The following is a 17,587-nucleotide window of genomic DNA, read 5'->3' on the forward strand; positions in this document are numbered from 1 at the left end:
CGCCTGTGTCATATGCGGCGGTCAGAGGGGGATTTCAGCTCCGATACGCGGATCCGGACATGACATACATCACCCGGCCGGCACCCGGCCCCCGCGCATGACGATCACCCTGTGCAACGCCGTGGGCCGCGGCCGGTCACCCGGGGCGGACCGCGCCGAGGATCCTCATGGAGCCGGCCCCGGCCATGGTGACGTTCCGGCCGGGCCGGGGAGCGTGCACGATGGCGCCGTCCCCGACGTAGATCCCCACGTGGCTGGCGTCGTCGAAGTAGATGACCAGGTCGCCCGGGCGCATCCGGTCGACCGGCACGTGCGGCAGCAGCCGCCACTGCTCCTGCGACGTCCGCGGGATGTTCCGGCCCGCCGCCGCCCACGCCCGCTGGGTCAGCCCCGAGCAGTCGTACGAGGACGGCCCGTCCGCGCCCCACACGTAGGGCCGGCCGATCTGCGCCGCCGCGAACGCCACCGCCCGCCTGCCCTGCGCGCTCGCGTCGCCCGCCGCCACGGGCGGCCGGGCCAGCCGCCGGCCCGCGTCGCTCCGGGTCCACGCCAACTGCGCCTGGTACGCGGTCTCGTCCTCCAGCCGTTGCAGGCGCAGCCGCTCCTGCTCCCGCAACGAGGCGAGCAGCGCCTTCGCCCGCGCGAGCCGCGACTCGACCAGGCTCCTGGCGTCCGCCGACTTCTTCCGGGTCGCGACCAGCGCCTCCCACTCGACGGTGGCCGCGTGCGCGTAGCCGTCCAACGCCGCCTGGGTGGAGGTGAGGTCGCGGATCGTGGCGTTCTGGGCCCGCGCCCCGCGCTGCGCCAGGCTCGCGTCGGACAGGAACGTCTCGGGGTCGGAGGAGAGCGCGAGTTGCATCTCGTCCGTCATCCCGCCGCTGCGGTACTGCGCCCGCGCCATCGCTCCCGCCTGGTCCCTCAGCGTGGCCAGGCGCGTCTGGGCGGTGTCCAGCGAGACGGCGAGCGCCACCAGGTTCCGCTGCTGCGCCAGCACCTGCTCCTCGGCCGCGTTGAACGCCTCCGTGGCCGCTTCCGCCTGGTGGTAGAGGGTGTTGACCTCGGCCTGCACCTGGGCGAGCGTCCTCGGCGGCTCGGCGTGCGCGGCCCCGGGCACCGCCAGCGTCGCTGCCGCGCAGAGCAGGGCCGTGCACACGGCGGCCGCGCCGCGCGATGGTTTCGCCGCCATCCCGTCACCACCTTGTATCTGACGGATCGTCACATGGGAGGGGATGGTGCCACGACGTGCCGCAATGCGACAGGGGCAGCGGTGAATTGGCGGCTGGGGCTCCGGGGGCGCGGGGGCTCGGGGTGCTTCGAGGGCTCGGGGTGCGGGTGGCGGACAGGGCTCCGGGTGCGGGCGGTGGACCGCGGAGGTCCGTGGGATCCGGCTCCGGTGGTCCGGGGGTCCGGTGGCTCAGGACCCGCGCGGGGCCAGTGCCTCCCAGCGCACCGTGACCTCGCCCTGCCGCCAGCGGTCCGCGCGGTCGGTGAGCGGCCAGCCGCCGTCCGCCAGGAGGCGCACGCTGCGGATCCAGCGCTGCCGCGCGCCGAGGGACGCGAACGGCGCCGCCGTCGCCCACGCCCGGTCGAACTCCGTCAGGAACGCGTGCACCGGCTCGCCGGGGACGTTCCGGTGGATCAGCGCCTTCGGCAGCCGCTCCGCGAGGTCGGACGGCCGGTCCAGCGATCCGAGCCGGGTCGCGAACGTGACCGTGCGCGGCCCCTCGGGTCCGATCGCCACCCACACGTGCCGGCGGCCGATCTCGTCGCAGGTGCCCTCCACGAGGAGCCCGCCCGGCGCCAGCCGGTCCCGCAGCCGGTCCCAGACGGCCGGCACGTCGCCCTCGCCGTACTGCCGCAGCACGTTCGCCGCCCGGATCAGGACGGGCCGCCGGGCCGGCCGCCCGCCGGCGGCCCCCGGCAGCGACACCTCGAACCCGCCGTGCGCGAACGTCAGCCCGTCCCGCCGGTACGGCCCGGCCGCGGCGACCCGCGCCGGGTCGATCTCCAGACCGACCACCTCGGCGTCCGGCCGGACGGTGCGCAGCCGCCCCAGCAGCTCGACGGCCGTCCAGGGCGCCGCCCCGTACCCCAGGTCCACGGCCACCGGATCGGCCGTCCGCCGCAGCTCGGGCCCGAGCACGTGCGCGATCCACCGGTCCATCCGCCGCAACCGGTTCGGGTTCGTGGTGCCACGGGTGATGGTGCCGACGGGTCGTGCCATGGTTCGACTTTAGGTGCTGCTCCCACGGGGTGGCCGCCGCCTCCACGGGGTAGCCGCCCCGCACAGCGGAACCGTACGGCGGACCCGGCCCTCGCACCCCCGGCAAAAAGTTCGGCAAAGCGGAAATGGGAATGGTCGGTTCCGGCGTTCCACGGTTGAACGGATCCGTCCGGCCGAATGGAGAGCGGCGTGACCCAGCACATGGCACGGCTCGGTGCCCTGCGCGGCTACGCGCAATCGCGCCGACTGCGCCGGCCCGTCCTCGGCCGCGGCGTACCGCGCCGGGTGGCGATGCTCAGCGTGCACACCTCGCCCCTCGACCAGCCCGGCACCGGCGACGCCGGCGGGATGAACGTCTACATCGTGGAGCTCGCGAAGCGCCTCGCCGAGATCAACATAGAGGTCGAGATCTTCACCCGCGCCACGACCGGCGCCCTGCCGCCCACCGTCGAGCTGGCCCCCGGCGTCCTCGTCCGGCACATCGACGCGGGCCCCTACGAGGGGCTGGCCAAGGAGGAGCTGCCCGCGCAGCTCTGCGCCTTCACCCACGGGGTCATGCAGGCCGAGGCGGGCCACCGACCCGGCCACTACGACCTCGTGCACTCCCACTACTGGCTCTCCGGCCACGTCGGCTGGCTCGCGGCGGAGCGCTGGGGCGTCCCCCTCGTGCACGCCATGCACACCATGGCGAAGGTCAAGAACGCCGCGCTCGCCCAGGGCGACACCCCCGAGCCGGCCGCCCGCGTCATCGGCGAGACCCAGATCGTGGAGGCCGCCGACCGGCTGGTCGCGAACACCGACGAGGAGGCGGACGAGCTCGTCCGCCACTACGGCGCGCAGCCCGCCAAGGTGGCCGTCGTCCACCCCGGCGTGAACCTGGACCGCTTTCGGCCGGCCGACGGCCGAGCCGCCGCGCGGGCCCGCCTCGGCCTGCCGCAGGACGCCCTGATCCCGCTCTTCGCGGGCCGCATCCAACCGCTCAAGGCCCCGGACGTGCTGCTGCGCGCCGTCGCGGTGCTGCTGGCCGAGGACCCGTCGCTGCGCGAGCGGCTCGTCGTCCCGGTGGTCGGCGGCCCCAGCGGCAGCGGCCTCAGCAAGCCGGAGCGGCTGCACAAGCTGGCCGCGCGGCTCGGGGTCAGCGACGTCGTACGGTTCCAGCCGCCGGTCGACCAGCAGCGGCTCGCGGACTGGTACCGGGCCGCGACCGTGCTGGTGATGCCCTCGTACAGCGAGTCCTTCGGCCTGGTCGCGATCGAGGCGCAGGCCTGCGGCACGCCGGTGATCGCCGCCGCCGTCGGCGGTCTGCCGGTGGCCGTGAAGGACGGCGAGACGGGGTTCCTGATCCCGGGCCACGACCCGGCCGACTACGCACGGGCGCTGCGCCGCTTCATCGAGCTGCCGCACCTCGGCGACCAGCTGGGGGAGGCCGCCGCCCGGCACGCCCAGGGCTTCGGCTGGGGGAGGGCGGCGGCGTCGACCGCCGACGTCTACACCGCCGCGATGCAGGAACACCGCCGTCACCTACGATCGGTTCATGGCTGAGCACGGACAGACAGCAGGAACGGGACAGGCCGGGGTACCGGACGCCGAGGGCGCCGCGGAAGCCGCGGAGGAGTCCGGCCCGGACGTCCTGACGGCCGAGCTGGCCGCCCGCGACACCGTCGAGCGGGCGCTGGAGGAAGCCGGTCTCGAGTGGGAGAGCCCGCAGCCCGGCACGTACGTCGCCAAGATCCCCGGCACCCGCAAGCTGTCCACCACCTGCTCGCTGATCGTCGGCCGGCACACGCTCTCCCTCAACGCGTTCGTCGTCCGCCACCCCGACGAGAACGAGGAAGCGGTCTACCGCTGGCTGCTGGAGCGCAACCTCCGGCTCTACGGGGTGGCCTACGCGATCGACCGGCTCGGGGACGTGTACCTGACCGGCCGCGTCCCGCTCGCCGCGGTGACGGTCGACGAGATCGACCGGCTGCTCGGCGCGGTCCTGGAGAACGCGGACGGCTCGTTCAACACGCTGCTGGAGCTCGGGTTCGCGGCCTCGATCCGCAAGGAGTACGCCTGGCGCGTCTCGCGCGGGGAGTCGACGCGCAATCTGGATGCGTTCACACATCTGACCGGTGCCGACAAGTCGGCGGCAAGGGGCGACTGATCGGCCCCCGCCCCTCCCCACCTCGTACCGTCACCCCATAACGCCTGTCGCAGACTTCTGCGGTCCGACCCCTTCCCGTCCCCCGTCGGCCCATGGCACCCTCATGCCGTCGCACATCTGAATAGTGTTCAGATACGTGAAAGGCGGGGTCATGACGATCAGTCGCAGGAGACTGCTCACCGGAGCCATCCAGGTCACCACGGCGGCGGTGGCCGCCACCGCGCTCGGCGGCCGCACCGCCCTCGCGGCGGCGGCCGAGCCTGGGTCGGCGGGCACGCCCTCCCCCCTCTGGGCGGAGTTCAAGGCCGCGCCCTACACCCACCCGCAGATCCCGAACATCGCCCGCGCGGGGTACAACGGCGGCGAGCGGACCTTCCCCCGCCGTCCCGTCCGCGCCAACGTCCTGCACTACGGCGCCAAGGCGGACGGCTCGGCGGATGCCGCGCCCGCCATCAACCGGGCCATCGCCGAGGTCGGGAAGCGCGGCGGCGGCACGGTCCTGCTGCCGCGCGGCACCTACCGGATCGACGACGTCATCCAGCTCGGCTACAGCGACGTCACCCTGCGCGGCGAGGGCAGCGGCAGGACCAAGCTCTTCGCGACGCGCTCGCTCACCGAGATCATCGGCGCCTACGGCAGCCGCTACGGCGGCACCAAGTCGTCCTGGTCCTGGGCCGGCGGCCTGGTCTGGGTCTGCCCGCGCGAGCGCTACCGCACCCTCACCGACGCGATCAGGGCCAAGGCCTGGCCGTTCGAGGGCTGGACCGGCAACAAGCGCGACGAGTGGCGGACCCTCGCCGCCATCACGGCCGTCGCCAGGCAGGGCGACTTCACCGTCACCGTCGACGACGCCTCGCACCTGCGGCGCGGCGACCGCGTCCTGCTGCAGCTCGCGGACGACGCCGGGCACACCCTGCTCGACCACATGGCGGGCGACGTGGACGGCGCCGCGGTCTACAACTGGTCCGACAAGACCAAGGTGCTCTCGTACGTCCCCTACGAGTGGCCGGCCCGCGTCACCTCCGTCCGCGGCCACCGCGTCACCCTCGACCGGCCGCTGCCGCTCGACACGCGCCTGGCCTGGGCCCCGAAGCTGACGACGCTGATCGACCCCGTGGTGAACTCCGGCGTCGAGGGCCTGACCATCGAGATGGTGGAGACCCCGCAGGCCCAGCACCTGCTGGACACCGGCTACAACGGCCTGGTCCTGCAGTGCGCCTGGGACTGCTGGGTGGACGACGTGCGCGCCGTCAACGTCGACAACGGGTTCCTGCTCGTCGCCGCCAAGGGCTCCACCCTGCGCCGCACCCGCGTCTCGGGACGCGGCAGCCACCACCCGTACTGCTGCCGCGAGGGCTCCCACGACAACCTGATCGAGGACTTCGCGATCGACCAGCGGACCGTGCTGCCCGCCCCGGCCGGCACCCAGCTGCACGGCATCAACGTCGAGGGCCTGTCCAGCTACAACGTCTGGTCACGCGGCCGGATGGACATGGGCACCTTCGACACCCACCGCGGGCTGCCGTTCGCCAACGTCCGCACCGAGATCACCGTCGTCAACGACGGCCAGCACGGCGGCGACGCCAGCGCCGGGCCGCTCTACGGCGCCCGCTTCACCCACTGGAACGTCACCGTCCCCAACGGCCGGGCGGGCTGCGTCAAGATCGACGACGTGGCCCCGTACAGCGCCACGGTCGGCCTCTCCGAGGTCACCGCGTTCGGCCAGATCGACGTGCCGGACTTCACCGGCCCGCTCCACTCGCGCCTGGAGTCGTACGGGACCCCGGCGGTCACCCCGCCGAACCTCTACGAGGCCCAGCGCCGCCTCAACGGCTGCTCCTGACGGCAGCGGCGGATGCCGGTGCCGGCCCCGAGGCCGGCATCGGCACCTCTTCCCTCGCGACCGCCTCCAGCGCCTCGACCGCCTCCGACTCCGCGGCCTTCACCGGCCCCCGCGTCCGCAGCAGCGCCCAGTACCCGACGGCGGCGACCGTGCCGACGACCGCGCACGCGCCCCACGCCGCCTCGCCGCCCCAGCGGTCGAGCGCGAAGCCGCCCGCGAGCGGCCCGACGAAGGAGGCGGCCGACCAGGAGAGCGAGTACATGCCCTGGTAGCGGCCGCGCGCCCGGGCCGGCGCGAGGTCGGCGACGATCGCCATCGAGGCGGGCGCGTGCACGATCTCGCCGAGCGTCCACACCGTGACGGTGAGCGCGTAGAAGCCGACCGTGCCGGCGAACGCCGTCAGGCCGAAGCCCCAGCCCATCAGCAGGGCGCCGACGGCGAGCAGCGAGGCCGGGCTGCGGCCGGTCATCATGCGCGTGACGGGGATCTGCAGCAGCACCACCAGCAGTCCGTTGAGGCCGATGACCAGCCCGTACTGGCTCGCCGTGAACCCGGAGCGGCCCATGTCGACGGAGAGCGTGGTGGCGCCCTGCTGCCCCACGGTCCCGAGCAGGAAGGTGAGGCCCACCAGCGCCATGAACCGCTGGTCGCGCAGCACCTGGCCGAGCCCGGCGGGCTCCTCGTCGACGGCGGGGGAGGCGTCGGCTGCCGGCAGGGTCTCCTTGACCTTGAGGAAGACGACGATCGCGCAGAGCAGCGTCATCAGCGCGTCGCCGAGGAAGAGCCAGACGTAGCCCTGCGCGGCGATGAGTCCGGCAACGCCCGCCGAGACGCCGAAGCCGATGTTGATCGCCCAGTAGTTGAGGGCGAAGGCCCGCACCCGGTCCTTGGCCGGCACGAGGTCGGCCAGCATCGCCTGCAGGGCCGGCCGGGACGCGTTGCTGGTCACGCCGACGAGCCCGGCGACCGCCGCGATCGCCACCGGGTGGGTGACGAAGCCGAGCAGCGCCGTGACGGCGGCCGTGCCGAGCTGGGCGACGAGCATGGTGGCGCGTCGCCCGACGCGGTCCGCGAGCACGCCGCCGACGACGGCCGCGATCGAGCCGCCGAGCCCGTAGAGGGAGGCGACGAGGCCGGCGTACGAGGCGGAGAAGCCGCGCTCCACGGTCAGGTAGAGCGCGAGGAAGGTGACGACGAAGCCGCCGAGCCGGTTGACCAGGGTGCTGGTCCACAGCCACCAGAACTGCCGCGGGAGCCCCGACATCGTCTCCCGCACCGCCCGCCCGACGTCCGGCACTCCAGCCCCCCATGTAATGACCGCTAACGACCGGCGAAGCTTACCGTGGACACATGGGCGGGCGCTACGGGATTTCGATTAGGCTCGGGCCATGGCTGCTGCGTACAAGCTGATCCTCCTCCGCCACGGCGAGAGCGAATGGAACGCGAAGAACCTGTTCACCGGCTGGGTGGACGTCAATCTGAACGAGAAGGGCGAGAAGGAGGCGGTCCGGGGCGGCGAGCTCCTGAAGGCCGCCGGCCTGCTCCCCGACGTCGTGCACACCTCGCTGCAGAAGCGCGCGATCCGCACCGCGCAGCTCTCGCTCGAGGCCGCCGACCGCCACTGGATCCCGGTGCACCGCTCCTGGCGGCTCAACGAGCGGCACTACGGTGCCCTCCAGGGCAAGGACAAGGCGCAGACCCTCGCGGAGTTCGGCGAGGAGCAGTTCATGCTCTGGCGCCGCTCCTACGACACGCCGCCGCCGCCCCTCGAGGACGGCACGGAGTTCTCGCAGAGCGACGACCCGCGCTACGCCTCGATCCCCAGCGAGATCCGTCCCCGCACCGAGTGCCTCAAGGACGTCGTCGAGCGCATGCTGCCGTACTGGTACGACGGCATCGTCCCGGACCTGCTGGCCGGCCGCACGGTCCTGGTCGCCGCGCACGGCAACAGCCTGCGGGGCCTGGTCAAGCACCTGGACGGCATCTCCGACGCCGACATCTCCGGTCTGAACATCCCGACCGGCATCCCGCTCTCCTACGAGCTGGACGCCGACTTCCGCCCCCTGAACCCGGGCGGCACGTACCTCGACCCGGAGGCCGCGAAGGCCGCCATCGAGGCCGTCAAGAATCAAGGGAAGAAGAAGTAGTAGTCCGCACTTCTGCCTGTACGGCGAAGGGCCCCACCCCTGTTCGGGTGGGGCCCTTCGCCAGGTCAGGAGGTGCAGCCTCCGCACTGGCAGGCGCCGCCGGACTGGCATCCGCACCCGCAGCTCGATCCGCAGCCGCACGCTCCGAGCATGGGCAGCCGCGCGGGCGCGAGCTGCGGGGGTCGGTCGTGTGACGGCTGTTCCCTGGTGGTCGACGGGGTGGGGGAATCCTGCATGAGTACCCTCCTCGGCTGGGCCACCGCACGCAGTCGAAGCCGCCACGTGCGGGCGCATCGCCACCCATTGAACGCACCCCGGGCCGGGCGCATCAACGGCGCGCGGAGGCACGGAACGGCGCGGGGTCCGTCGCCCGCACGCCCGCCCGGACCCCGCGGAGCCGTCAGACCCCGTCGACCTGCGTCGGGGCCGGCGTCAGCTCGTCGGCGTGCTCGCCCGTGACCAGGTACACGACGCGCTTGGCGACGGACACGGCGTGGTCGGCGAACCGCTCGTAGTAGCGGCCGCACAGGGTCACGTCGACCGCCGTCTCGATGCCGTGCTTCCAGCGGTCGTCCAGCAGGTGCTGGAAGAGCGTGCGGTGCAGCTCGTCCATGCGGTCGTCGTCCGCCTCCAGCTGCAGGGCGTCGTCGACGTCCTTGGTGACGATGACCTCGGCGGCCTTCGCCATCAGGCGCTGGGCGAGCTGGCCCATCTCCAGGATGGTGCTGTGCAGGTCGCGCGGTACCGCCGACTCGGGGAAGCGCAGCCGGGCCACCTTCGCGATGTGCCGGGCGAGGTCGCCCGACCGCTCGATGTCCGCGCTCATCCGCAGGCTGGTGACGACGATCCGCAGGTCGGTGGCGACCGGCTGCTGGCGGGCCAGCAGGGTGATCGCCCGCGCCTCCAGGTCGCGCTGCAGGCCGTCGACCTTCTCGTCCGCCGCGATCACGCTCTCGGCGATGTTCAGATCCGCGTCCAGCAGCGCGGTGGTGGCCCGGCCGATGGCGGATCCGACGAGCCGGGCCATCTCGACCAGGCCTTCACCGATCGAGTCGAGCTCCTCGTGGTATGCGTCCCGCATCGCTGTCCTTCCGTCCCAACAGAGGCGTCTCCTCCACGCTCCCACGCTGATGGCCGTACGCGTACCGCTCTCGCCTCCCGAGTGAATCAGCGCCTACGTCAAGGTGAACTCTTGGCAACGGGCGTTCGAGAGGTAGCTCTCAAGGCTGTGGAGCACCCCTCGAAGCCGCCTAACCTGGGGGTATGGACGTGAACGCGGCAGTTGCCGCAGCCAGTGCGATTGCCGGTCTGTGTACCGGTGTGATCGCTGTGCTCGCGTTCCGCTGGAGTGAGCGGGAGCAAGCCCGCCCCACCCGCACGGCCCTGCGACCCGACGGCGCCGGCGTTCTGCCGCCCGGAGTGGACACCGTCCTCTCCGTACTGCGTTCCTCGGCCGTCGTCCTCGACGAGGGCGACACGGTGGTCAAGGCCAGCTCGGCGGCGTACGCCCTCGGGCTGGTCCGCGGCGGCCGCCTGGCCGTCGACCAGATGCTGCAGATGGCCCGTGAGACCCGGCGGGACGGCGAGATACGCCAGGTCGAACTGGATCTGCCGAAGAGAGGTGCCGGCCGCGGCGAGGGCCTGGCGGTCTCCGCCAGGGTCGCTCCGCTCGGCTCCCGGCTGGTCCTCCTCCTCGTGGAGGACCTGACCGAGGCCCGCAAGATCGAGGCCGTACGCCGTGACTTCGTCGCGAACGTCAGCCATGAGCTCAAGACCCCGGTCGGCGCGCTGTCCCTGCTCTCCGAAGCCGTGATGGACGCGTCCGACGACCCCGAGGCCGTCATCCGCTTCGCCGGGCGGATGCAGATCGAGGCGACCCGCCTCACCAGCCTCGTCCAGGAGATCATCGATCTCTCCCGGGTCCAGAACGACGACCCGCTGGACGACGCGGAACCGGTCGACGTCGACGATCTCGTCGCCGAGGCCATCGACCGCTGCCGCCACCAGGCGAACGCCAAACAGATCACCATGGCCACCGGATCCGCCCCCGACCTGCACATCTGGGGCAACCGCGGCCAGCTCGCGGCAGCTCTCGGCAACCTCGTCGAGAACGCCGTCAACTACAGCCCGGCCCGCACCCGCGTGGGGATAGCCGGCCGCCGGATCCCCGCACCGGGCGGCGACCTCATCGAGATCTCGGTGACCGACGCCGGCATCGGCATCTCCGAGAAGGACCGGGACCGGATCTTCGAACGGTTCTACCGCGTCGACCCGGCGCGCTCCCGCGCCACCGGCGGTACGGGCCTCGGCCTGTCGATCGTCAAGCACGTGGCCGCCTCGCACGGCGGGGAGGTCACCGTCTGGAGCGCCGAAGGCCAGGGCTCCACCTTCACCCTGCGGCTGCCCGAAGCCGGTATGGCGCGCGAACACGCGCTCCTGGGCACCGACGCGGAGGACGACGCATCCCCCGCCGGCGGGGCCGCCGGAGACCAGCAGTTCTACGAGAACTATTCCGATCACATCCCTGCCCCGGAGGTCCTTCCGTGACCCGTGTACTCGTCGTAGAGGACGAAGAGTCCTTCAGCGACGCGCTGTCGTACATGCTCCGCAAGGAGGGCTTCGAGGTCGCCATCGCCGCGACCGGGCCCGACGCGCTGGACGAGTTCGAACGCAACGGCGCCGACCTGGTACTGCTCGACCTCATGCTGCCGGGCCTGCCCGGCACCGAGGTCTGCCGCCAGCTCAGGCTGAAGTCCAATGTCCCGGTCATCATGGTGACAGCCAAGGACAGCGAGATCGACAAGGTCGTCGGGCTGGAGATAGGCGCTGACGACTACGTCACGAAGCCCTTCTCCTCCCGCGAGCTGGTGGCCCGCATCCGGGCCGTCCTGCGCCGCCGCGGCGAGCCCGAGGAGCTCTCCCCGGCCGCCCTGGAGGCCGGGCCGGTGCGGATGGACGTCGACCGCCACGTGGTCACCGTCTCCGGCGCCAAGGTCGACCTCCCGCTCAAGGAGTTCGACCTGCTGGAGATGCTGCTGCGCAACGCCGGCCGCGTGCTGACCCGCATGCAGCTCATCGACCGGGTCTGGGGAGCCGACTACGTGGGCGACACCAAGACGCTGGACGTGCACGTCAAGCGGCTGCGCGCCAAGATCGAGCCGGACCCGGGCGCGCCGCGCTACCTGGTCACGGTCCGCGGCCTGGGCTACAAGTTCGAGCCGTAGCCGCGCCGGGGGCACCAGCCCCCCGGGAGAACGCCACGACGGGCCCGGCAGCACGCGCTGCCGGGCCCGTCGTCGTGCGCCTGGTGCCGCCCGGTCGCCCGGGTCAGCTCTTCTTGGGCGAGGGCGTGCCGGACCCGTTCGGGGTGCCGGAGCCCGTCGGCTTGGGGGTGCCGGTGCCGGTCGGCGTGGCCGACGCGCCGTTCTCGGGCGTGCCGGTGGCCGTCGGCGTGGCCTTGTCCGAGGGCTCGCCGGCCGGCGACGGGGTGGCGCCGTACTGCTTGTAGTAGCCGGCGGCGGGCAGCACGCTCGCGTCGAGGGCGACCTCGCCCGTCGAGCTGAACGTCAGCGTGACGCGCTGGAAGTCGCCGTCCTTGAACGCCTCGCCGCTGCTCGGGAGCGTCGCTGAGGCGTTGCCCGCACCGCCCAGCAGCACCGTGCCGTGCGCCGGGACGACGACGGTCTTGGCGCCCGAGGCACCGGCCAGGGCCGCCGTCAGGGCGTCGCCGACCTTCAGCGACTGCAGGGTCTGGTCGCCGTTCCCGTTGTTGAAGATGCGGGCCGAGACCGACGCGGGGCCGGAGCCGGCCTTCTGCGTCAGGATCACGGCGTTCTGCACCTGGATGTCGCCGACGGTGATCGCGGCATTGTCGGGGCGGACCTCGTGCGTCTGCGCGTCGTTGCCGGCGCCGCAGGCGGCGAGCGGGGCAATCGAGAGCGCGAGGGCGGCGGCGAGGACACCGCGTCGAAGGCTGCTGCTCACGGCGGCGGCATCTCCTAGTACAGGTAGGGAAGATCTTCCAGCGGCCTTACATTACTCAGCCTTCGTCCCGGCTCCGCACCGGGCCGCCCCTCGGCGGGGCGGTCCGCCCCCAGTCTCACCCGACCGGGTGGCCGGGATTGCATTCCCGCATTCCCCCAGGGGATTCCGGGTGCGGCGTGCAAGATCCATTTATCGTGCACCGATCGCGCCCGTCGCGCGACTTCGAAAAATTCGATCATCGTGTGAACGAGGTCCGAACGGAGTAGCGAAGATCCACTCTTCGGAGATGACAAATAGGGACGTAACCCCCCTTCCGCCGGAGCGCCGTTAGGTGTAACGGGGGCGTTTCACCCCTGTCGCATACCGGCTCCGACCTGCGGATACCCCTGCTCGGTACGCACCTCCAGCACGTTCCGGTAGGGGTTGTCAAGCCCCGAGATATGCCCTGACCTGCGAAAACGCCATTCAGAAGAGGCCGTTCACGTGTTACCCTGGATAGCCACGGAAGGGGTACCTGTCACATGACGTTCAAGGTTGGCGACACCGTGGTCTATCCCCATCACGGGGCCGCGCTGATCGAGGCTATCGAAATTCGCCAGATCAAAGGCGTGGACAAGACCTACTTGGTGCTCAAGGTCGCCCAGGGCGACTTGACGGTACGCGTACCCGCGGACAATGCGGAGTTCGTCGGCGTGCGCGACGTGGTCGGTCAGGAGGGTCTGGACCGGGTCTTCGAGGTGCTTCGCGCGCCGTACACCGAAGAGCCGACCAACTGGTCCCGCCGCTACAAGGCAAACCTGGAGAAGCTCGCCTCCGGCGATGTCATCAAGGTCGCAGAGGTGGTCCGCGACCTGTGGCGTCGTGAGCGTGAGCGCGGGCTGTCCGCCGGCGAGAAGCGCATGCTCGCCAAGGCGCGGCAGATCCTGGTCAGCGAGCTCGCGCTCGCTGAGAACACCAACGAGGACAAGGCCGAGGCTCTGCTCGACGAGGTCCTCGCGTCCTGACGCGAGTTCTGCCGCGGTACCCGGTCCCGGCCGGGTGCTGCGGCATGCTTGCGTCCTGATCCTGACACCTGTCCGGGCTTCTGTCCGGACTTCCGGTATCCGGTCCTCCGGCGCTGCTTCCTTGCCGCGCCTGTGGTGTGCTGTGCTTCTGTTCTGCTCCGACGTCTCGGCGTGTACGACCCTGCGGACTCTCTCACGGAAGGGGCCCGCAGCGTCGCACGTTGAGCCGATACCCACCTCGGCCAAGGACACAAACCTCTGAGTACCGCAGCTGTCATTCCCGCCGCCGGACGAGGCCTCCGGCTCGGCCCCGGCGCCCCCAAGGCGCTGCGCTCCCTCGGCGGCATCCCGATGCTGGTGCACGCCGTGCGCGCCATGACCCGCTCGCAGGCCGTCTCGCTGGTCGTCGTGGTCGCGCCGTCCGACGGCGTGGCCGAGGTCGCGGCCCTGCTCGACGGCCACGGGCTGCCCGCGGACAAGGAACTGCTGATCGTCGCCGGCGGCGAGACCCGCCAGGAGTCGGTCCGGCTCGGACTGGCCGCGCTCCCCGAGGACGTCGACATCGTCCTCGTCCACGACGCCGCCCGCCCGCTGGTGCCCGTCACGATCGTCGACGCGGTCGTCGCCGCCGTCCGGGACGGGGCACCCGCCGTCGTCCCCGGCCTGCCGCTCGCCGACACCGTCAAGCAGATCGACCCCGCCACCGACGCCGTCACCGGCACGCCCGAGCGCGCCCTGCTGCGCGCCGTGCAGACCCCGCAGGGCTTCCGGCGGGACGTGCTGGCGACGGCGCACGCGACGGTGCCGGGCGACGGCGAGGGCGCCACCGACGACGCGGGCATGGTCGAGCGGACCGGCGTCCAGGTCGTGGTCGTCCCCGGCCACGAAGAGGCTTTCAAGGTGACCAGGCCGCTGGACCTGGTGCTCGCCGAGGCCGTACTCGCCCGCAGGAGGGCCACCGATGACCTCTGAGACCACCGGGGCCCCGGGCCCGCTGCTGCCGCTCGTCGGCATCGGAACGGACGTGCACGCCTTCGAGGCCGGCCGCGAGCTGTGGTGCGCGGGCCTGCACTGGCCGGACGCCGGCGACGGCCTGGCCGGCGACTCGGACGCCGACGTCGCGGCGCACGCCGCCTGCGACGCCCTCTTCTCCGCGGCCGGGGTCGGCGACCTCGGCGCGCACTTCGGCACGGGCCGGCCCGAGTGGGCCGGGGCGTCCGGCGTCACGCTGCTCGCCGAGGCGGCCCGCATCGTCCGCGAGGCCGGCTTCGAGATCGGCAACGTGGCGATCCAGGTGATCGGCGTCCGCCCGAAGATCGGCAAGCGCCGCGACGAGGCCCAGAAGGTGCTCTCCGCGGCGATCGGCGCCCGCGTCTCCGTCTCCGGTACGACCACCGACGGCCTGGGCCTCACCGGCCGGGCGGAAGGCCTGGCGGCCATCGCGACCGCGCTGGTCCTCCCGGCGAGCCCGCGCGCGACTGGCTGAACGCGTGCCTGGGCGCCGGTAGCGGGCCCGTCGGATCCGGCCGGCTCCCTCCTCGGGCCTGTTCCCGGCCCGATCCGGGCCTCGTCCGGCCCCGGTCCGCGACGGCTTTCAGGGGTCCGACCAGGGCTTGAGGGGGTCACCCCCGCAGGCCGGAGCCACGCCCGGAAGATCGTCCGGCCCGCTCCCCCCTGCAACCCGCGCGGAGCGCACTTGGCACGGCGTTTCGCCCACTACCCTTATTGGCGTGACTATTCGCCTGTACGACACCAGCGCTCGGCAGATCCGTGACTTCGTCCCGCTCACGCAGGGCTGTGTCTCGATCTACCTCTGCGGTGCCACCGTGCAGGCGGCCCCGCACATCGGCCACATCCGATCGGGTCTGAATTTCGACATCATGCAGCGGTGGTTCGCCTACCGCGGCTACGACGTCACCTTCATCCGCAACGTCACCGACATCGACGACAAGATCATCACGAAGTCGGCCGAGCAGGGCCGCCCGTGGTGGGCGATCGGGTACGAGAACGAGCGGGCCTTCAACAGCGGCTACGACGTGCTGGGCTGCCTCCCGCCCACCTACGAGCCGCGGGCGACCGGCCACGTCCCCGAGATGGTCGAGATGATGCGCGAGCTCATCGACCGGGGCCACGCCTACGTCGCCGACGGCAACGTCTACTTCGACGTGCGCTCGTTCCCCGAGTACCTGTCGCTGTCCAACCAGGAGCTCGACAACCTGCGCCAGCCCAGCGGCGAGGGCGAGACCGGCAAGCGCGACCAGCGCGACTTCGCCATGTGGAAGTCGGTCAAGCCCGGCGAGCCGTCCTGGGAGACCCCCTGGGGCCGCGGCCGTCCCGGCTGGCACCTGGAGTGCTCGGCGATGGCCCACAAGTACCTGGGCAGCGCCTTCGACATCCACGGCGGCGGCATCGACCTGATCTTCCCGCACCACGAGAACGAGATCGCGCAGGCCAAGGCGTTCGGCGACGAGTTCGCCGCCTACTGGGTGCACAACGCCTGGGTCACCATGAGCGGCGAGAAGATGAGCAAGTCGCTCGGCAACTCGGTGCTCGTCTCCGAGATGGTCCAGCGCTGGCGCCCCATCGTGCTGCGCTACTACCTCGGCACCCCGCACTACCGCTCGATGATCGAGTACAGCGAGGAAGCACTGCGCGAGGCGGAGTCCGCCTTCGCGCGCATCGAGGGCTTCGCGCAGCGGGTCGTCGAGAAGTGCGGCCCGGTCGCGCCGGCCGCCGAGGTGCCGATCTCCTTCGCCGAGGCGATGGACGACGACCTGGGCGTCCCGCAGGCGCTGGCCATCGTCCACACCTCCGTCCGGCAGGGGAATTCGGCCCTCACGGCGGACGACAAGGAAACCGCGGTCGCGCGTCTGGCCGAGGTCCGTGCGATGCTCGGTGTACTGGGACTGGACCCGCTCGACGAGCAGTGGGCCGGCGGCGGGCACGGTGACGACCTGCACGGCGTCGTGGACTCACTCGTCCGGCTGGTGCTGGAGCAGCGGCAGGCGGCCCGGGAGCGTAAGGACTACGCGACCGCCGACGCCATCCGCGACCAGCTCCAGCAGTCGGGGCTGGACATCGAGGACACCGCGTCCGGACCCCGGTGGTCGCTCGGCACGCGCTGAGCGCGTCACCGTACCGGCTCGCCCGAACAGCAGCCCGATCAGCCCAGCCCCCTATACGTCAGTACATTTTCAGCAGCGAAGAAGTGAGAGTGCCCCATGGCCGGGAACAGCCAGCGCAGGAACCGCCGTACCTCCAACAAGAAGGGCATGAAGGTCGGCACCGGCGGTCACCGGCGTAAGGCTCTGGAGGGCAAGGGCCCGACCCCGCCCGCCGCGGACCGCAAGGGCCACAAGAAGAACCGGGTGGCGAAGGCCGTCGCCAAGCGGACCGTGTCGTCGCAGTCGCGCCGCCCGTCCGGCCGTGGCGCCAAGTCCACGGCCGAGCTGGTCGTCGGCCGCAACTCGGTGGTCGAGGCGCTGCGCGCCGAGATCCCGGCGACCGCGGTCTACGTCCAGCAGTACATCGACACCGACGACCGGGTGCGCGAGGCGATCAAGCTCGCGACCGACCGTGGCGTGCCGCTGATGGAGGCCGCGCGCCCCGAGCTGGACCGCATGACGAACGGCCTGAACCACCAGGGCATGGTCCTGCAGATCCCGGCGTACGAGTACGCGCACCCGGAAGACCTGCTGGAGACCGCCGCGAACAGCCACGAAGCGCCGCTGATCATGGCGCTGGACGGCATCACCGACTCGCGCAACCTCGGTGCGATCGTCCGCTCCATGGCCGCGTTCGCCGGTCACGGCGTCGTCGTCCCGGAGCGCCGCGCCGCGGGCATGACGGCCGGCGCGTGGAAGACCTCGTCGGGCGCCGCCGCCCGCGTCCAGGTCGCCCGCGCGACCAACCTGACGCGGACCCTGGAGTCCTACCAGAAGGCCGGTCTGGTCGTGGTCGGCCTGGCCGCCGACGGCACGGTGGACCTGCACGAGCTGGACGCGCTCGCCGGCCCCGTCGTGATCGTCGCCGGTTCCGAGGGCAAGGGCCTGTCCCGCCTGGTCGGCGAGACCTGCGACTACCTGGTGCGCATCCCGATGCCGGGTGGCGCGGAGTCCCTCAACGCGGGCGTCGCCGCCGGCATCGTCCTGTACGAGGCGGCCCGCCGCCGCGCGTGACGCCGACGGCCGACGCGTGCTGCCCGACGGCCGCCGCCGGAAGGCTGACGTCCGGCGCGGA

The 17,587-nt window shown here is 72.1% G+C and carries 16 protein-coding genes; 11 read left to right on the forward strand and 5 right to left on the reverse strand.

The window, feature by feature from the left end; translation table 11 throughout:
- Nucleotides 1-136 precede the first annotated feature (136 nt).
- Both ABZ721_RS17120 and ABZ721_RS17125 read right to left on the reverse strand, forming a co-directional pair.
- On the reverse strand, nt 137-1,186 hold the full coding sequence (locus ABZ721_RS17120; protein ID WP_358789424.1) for an NlpC/P60 family protein: 1,050 nt from the start codon (nt 1,184-1,186) through the stop codon (nt 137-139).
- A gap of 228 nt (nt 1,187-1,414) precedes the next feature.
- A complete protein-coding gene (locus ABZ721_RS17125) occupies nt 1,415-2,224 on the reverse strand; it encodes a class I SAM-dependent methyltransferase (RefSeq protein WP_358789425.1) in 810 nt (269 codons plus the stop codon).
- Between the two features lie 189 nt (nt 2,225-2,413).
- Between ABZ721_RS17125 and mshA the strand changes: the two genes are divergently transcribed.
- The 3 genes from mshA to ABZ721_RS17140 all read left to right on the forward strand — a co-directional run bounded on the left by mshA (nt 2,414) and on the right by ABZ721_RS17140 (nt 6,213).
- Complete coding sequence (gene mshA, locus ABZ721_RS17130; protein WP_358789426.1) at nt 2,414-3,766, forward strand: D-inositol-3-phosphate glycosyltransferase; 1,353 nt, start codon at nt 2,414-2,416, stop codon at nt 3,764-3,766.
- The gene (locus tag ABZ721_RS17135) at nt 3,759-4,370 is read left to right on the forward strand and encodes a YbjN domain-containing protein (RefSeq protein WP_358789427.1); all 612 of its coding nucleotides are present in this window, start codon (nt 3,759-3,761) and stop codon (nt 4,368-4,370) included. Before mshA ends, ABZ721_RS17135 begins: the two co-directional genes overlap by 8 nt.
- Before the next feature lie 151 nt (nt 4,371-4,521).
- Nucleotides 4,522-6,213: a glycosyl hydrolase family 28-related protein gene (locus tag ABZ721_RS17140; protein WP_358789428.1), complete on the forward strand. Its 1,692-nt coding sequence runs from the start codon at nt 4,522-4,524 to the stop codon at nt 6,211-6,213.
- On the opposite strand, the gene ABZ721_RS17145 is transcribed toward ABZ721_RS17140, so the two are convergent.
- Nucleotides 6,197-7,477 (reverse strand): MFS transporter, encoded by a 1,281-nt coding sequence (locus tag ABZ721_RS17145; RefSeq protein ID WP_358789503.1) that lies wholly within the window; start codon nt 7,475-7,477, stop codon nt 6,197-6,199. The two genes, ABZ721_RS17140 and ABZ721_RS17145, sit on opposite strands and share 17 nt — an antisense overlap.
- A gap of 124 nt (nt 7,478-7,601) precedes the next feature.
- Between ABZ721_RS17145 and ABZ721_RS17150 the strand changes: the two genes are divergently transcribed.
- Nucleotides 7,602-8,360 carry a phosphoglyceromutase gene (locus ABZ721_RS17150; protein WP_358789429.1) on the forward strand — a complete coding sequence of 253 codons (759 nt, stop codon included), beginning with the start codon at nt 7,602-7,604 and terminating at the stop codon, nt 8,358-8,360.
- 400 nt (nt 8,361-8,760) lie between these two features.
- On the opposite strand, the gene phoU is transcribed toward ABZ721_RS17150, so the two are convergent.
- Entirely contained in the window at nt 8,761-9,441 is a 681-nt protein-coding gene (phoU, locus tag ABZ721_RS17155) for a phosphate signaling complex protein PhoU (protein WP_358789430.1), read from the reverse strand.
- A 182-nt stretch (nt 9,442-9,623) separates the two neighbouring features.
- Here phoU and ABZ721_RS17160 point away from each other — a divergent pair, with 182 nt between their 5' ends.
- Nucleotides 9,624-10,907: an ATP-binding protein gene (locus tag ABZ721_RS17160; RefSeq protein WP_358789431.1), complete on the forward strand. Its 1,284-nt coding sequence runs from the start codon at nt 9,624-9,626 to the stop codon at nt 10,905-10,907.
- Nucleotides 10,904-11,584: a response regulator transcription factor gene (locus ABZ721_RS17165; protein WP_277439412.1), complete on the forward strand. Its 681-nt coding sequence runs from the start codon at nt 10,904-10,906 to the stop codon at nt 11,582-11,584. The genes ABZ721_RS17160 and ABZ721_RS17165 overlap by 4 nt, the downstream gene beginning before the upstream one ends.
- A gap of 103 nt (nt 11,585-11,687) precedes the next feature.
- Here the strand turns inward: ABZ721_RS17165 and ABZ721_RS17170 are convergent, their stop codons facing one another.
- The gene (locus tag ABZ721_RS17170; protein ID WP_358789432.1) at nt 11,688-12,344 is read right to left on the reverse strand and encodes a DUF461 domain-containing protein; all 657 of its coding nucleotides are present in this window, start codon (nt 12,342-12,344) and stop codon (nt 11,688-11,690) included.
- A gap of 521 nt (nt 12,345-12,865) precedes the next feature.
- Here ABZ721_RS17170 and ABZ721_RS17175 point away from each other — a divergent pair.
- The 5 genes from ABZ721_RS17175 (at nt 12,866) to rlmB (ending at nt 17,526) form a co-directional block, all read left to right on the forward strand.
- Nucleotides 12,866-13,348, forward strand: a complete 483-nt coding sequence (locus ABZ721_RS17175; RefSeq protein ID WP_033174074.1) for a CarD family transcriptional regulator — start codon at nt 12,866-12,868, stop codon at nt 13,346-13,348.
- 258 nt (nt 13,349-13,606) lie between these two features.
- Nucleotides 13,607-14,320, forward strand: a complete 714-nt coding sequence (ispD, locus tag ABZ721_RS17180) for a 2-C-methyl-D-erythritol 4-phosphate cytidylyltransferase (RefSeq protein WP_358789504.1) — start codon at nt 13,607-13,609, stop codon at nt 14,318-14,320.
- Nucleotides 14,310-14,834 (forward strand): 2-C-methyl-D-erythritol 2,4-cyclodiphosphate synthase, encoded by a 525-nt coding sequence (ispF, locus tag ABZ721_RS17185; protein ID WP_358789433.1) that lies wholly within the window; start codon nt 14,310-14,312, stop codon nt 14,832-14,834. Before ispD ends, ispF begins: the two co-directional genes overlap by 11 nt.
- A gap of 244 nt (nt 14,835-15,078) precedes the next feature.
- On the forward strand, nt 15,079-16,473 hold the full coding sequence (cysS, locus tag ABZ721_RS17190; RefSeq protein WP_358789434.1) for a cysteine--tRNA ligase: 1,395 nt from the start codon (nt 15,079-15,081) through the stop codon (nt 16,471-16,473).
- A gap of 96 nt (nt 16,474-16,569) precedes the next feature.
- Nucleotides 16,570-17,526, forward strand: coding sequence for a 23S rRNA (guanosine(2251)-2'-O)-methyltransferase RlmB (gene rlmB, locus ABZ721_RS17195; RefSeq protein WP_358789435.1), 957 nt, complete (start codon nt 16,570-16,572; stop codon nt 17,524-17,526).
- The last annotated feature ends 61 nt before the right edge of the window (nt 17,527-17,587 follow it).

Source organism: Streptomyces sp. NPDC006733 (assembly GCF_040636125.1).
GTDB lineage: Bacteria > Actinomycetota > Actinomycetes > Streptomycetales > Streptomycetaceae > Actinacidiphila.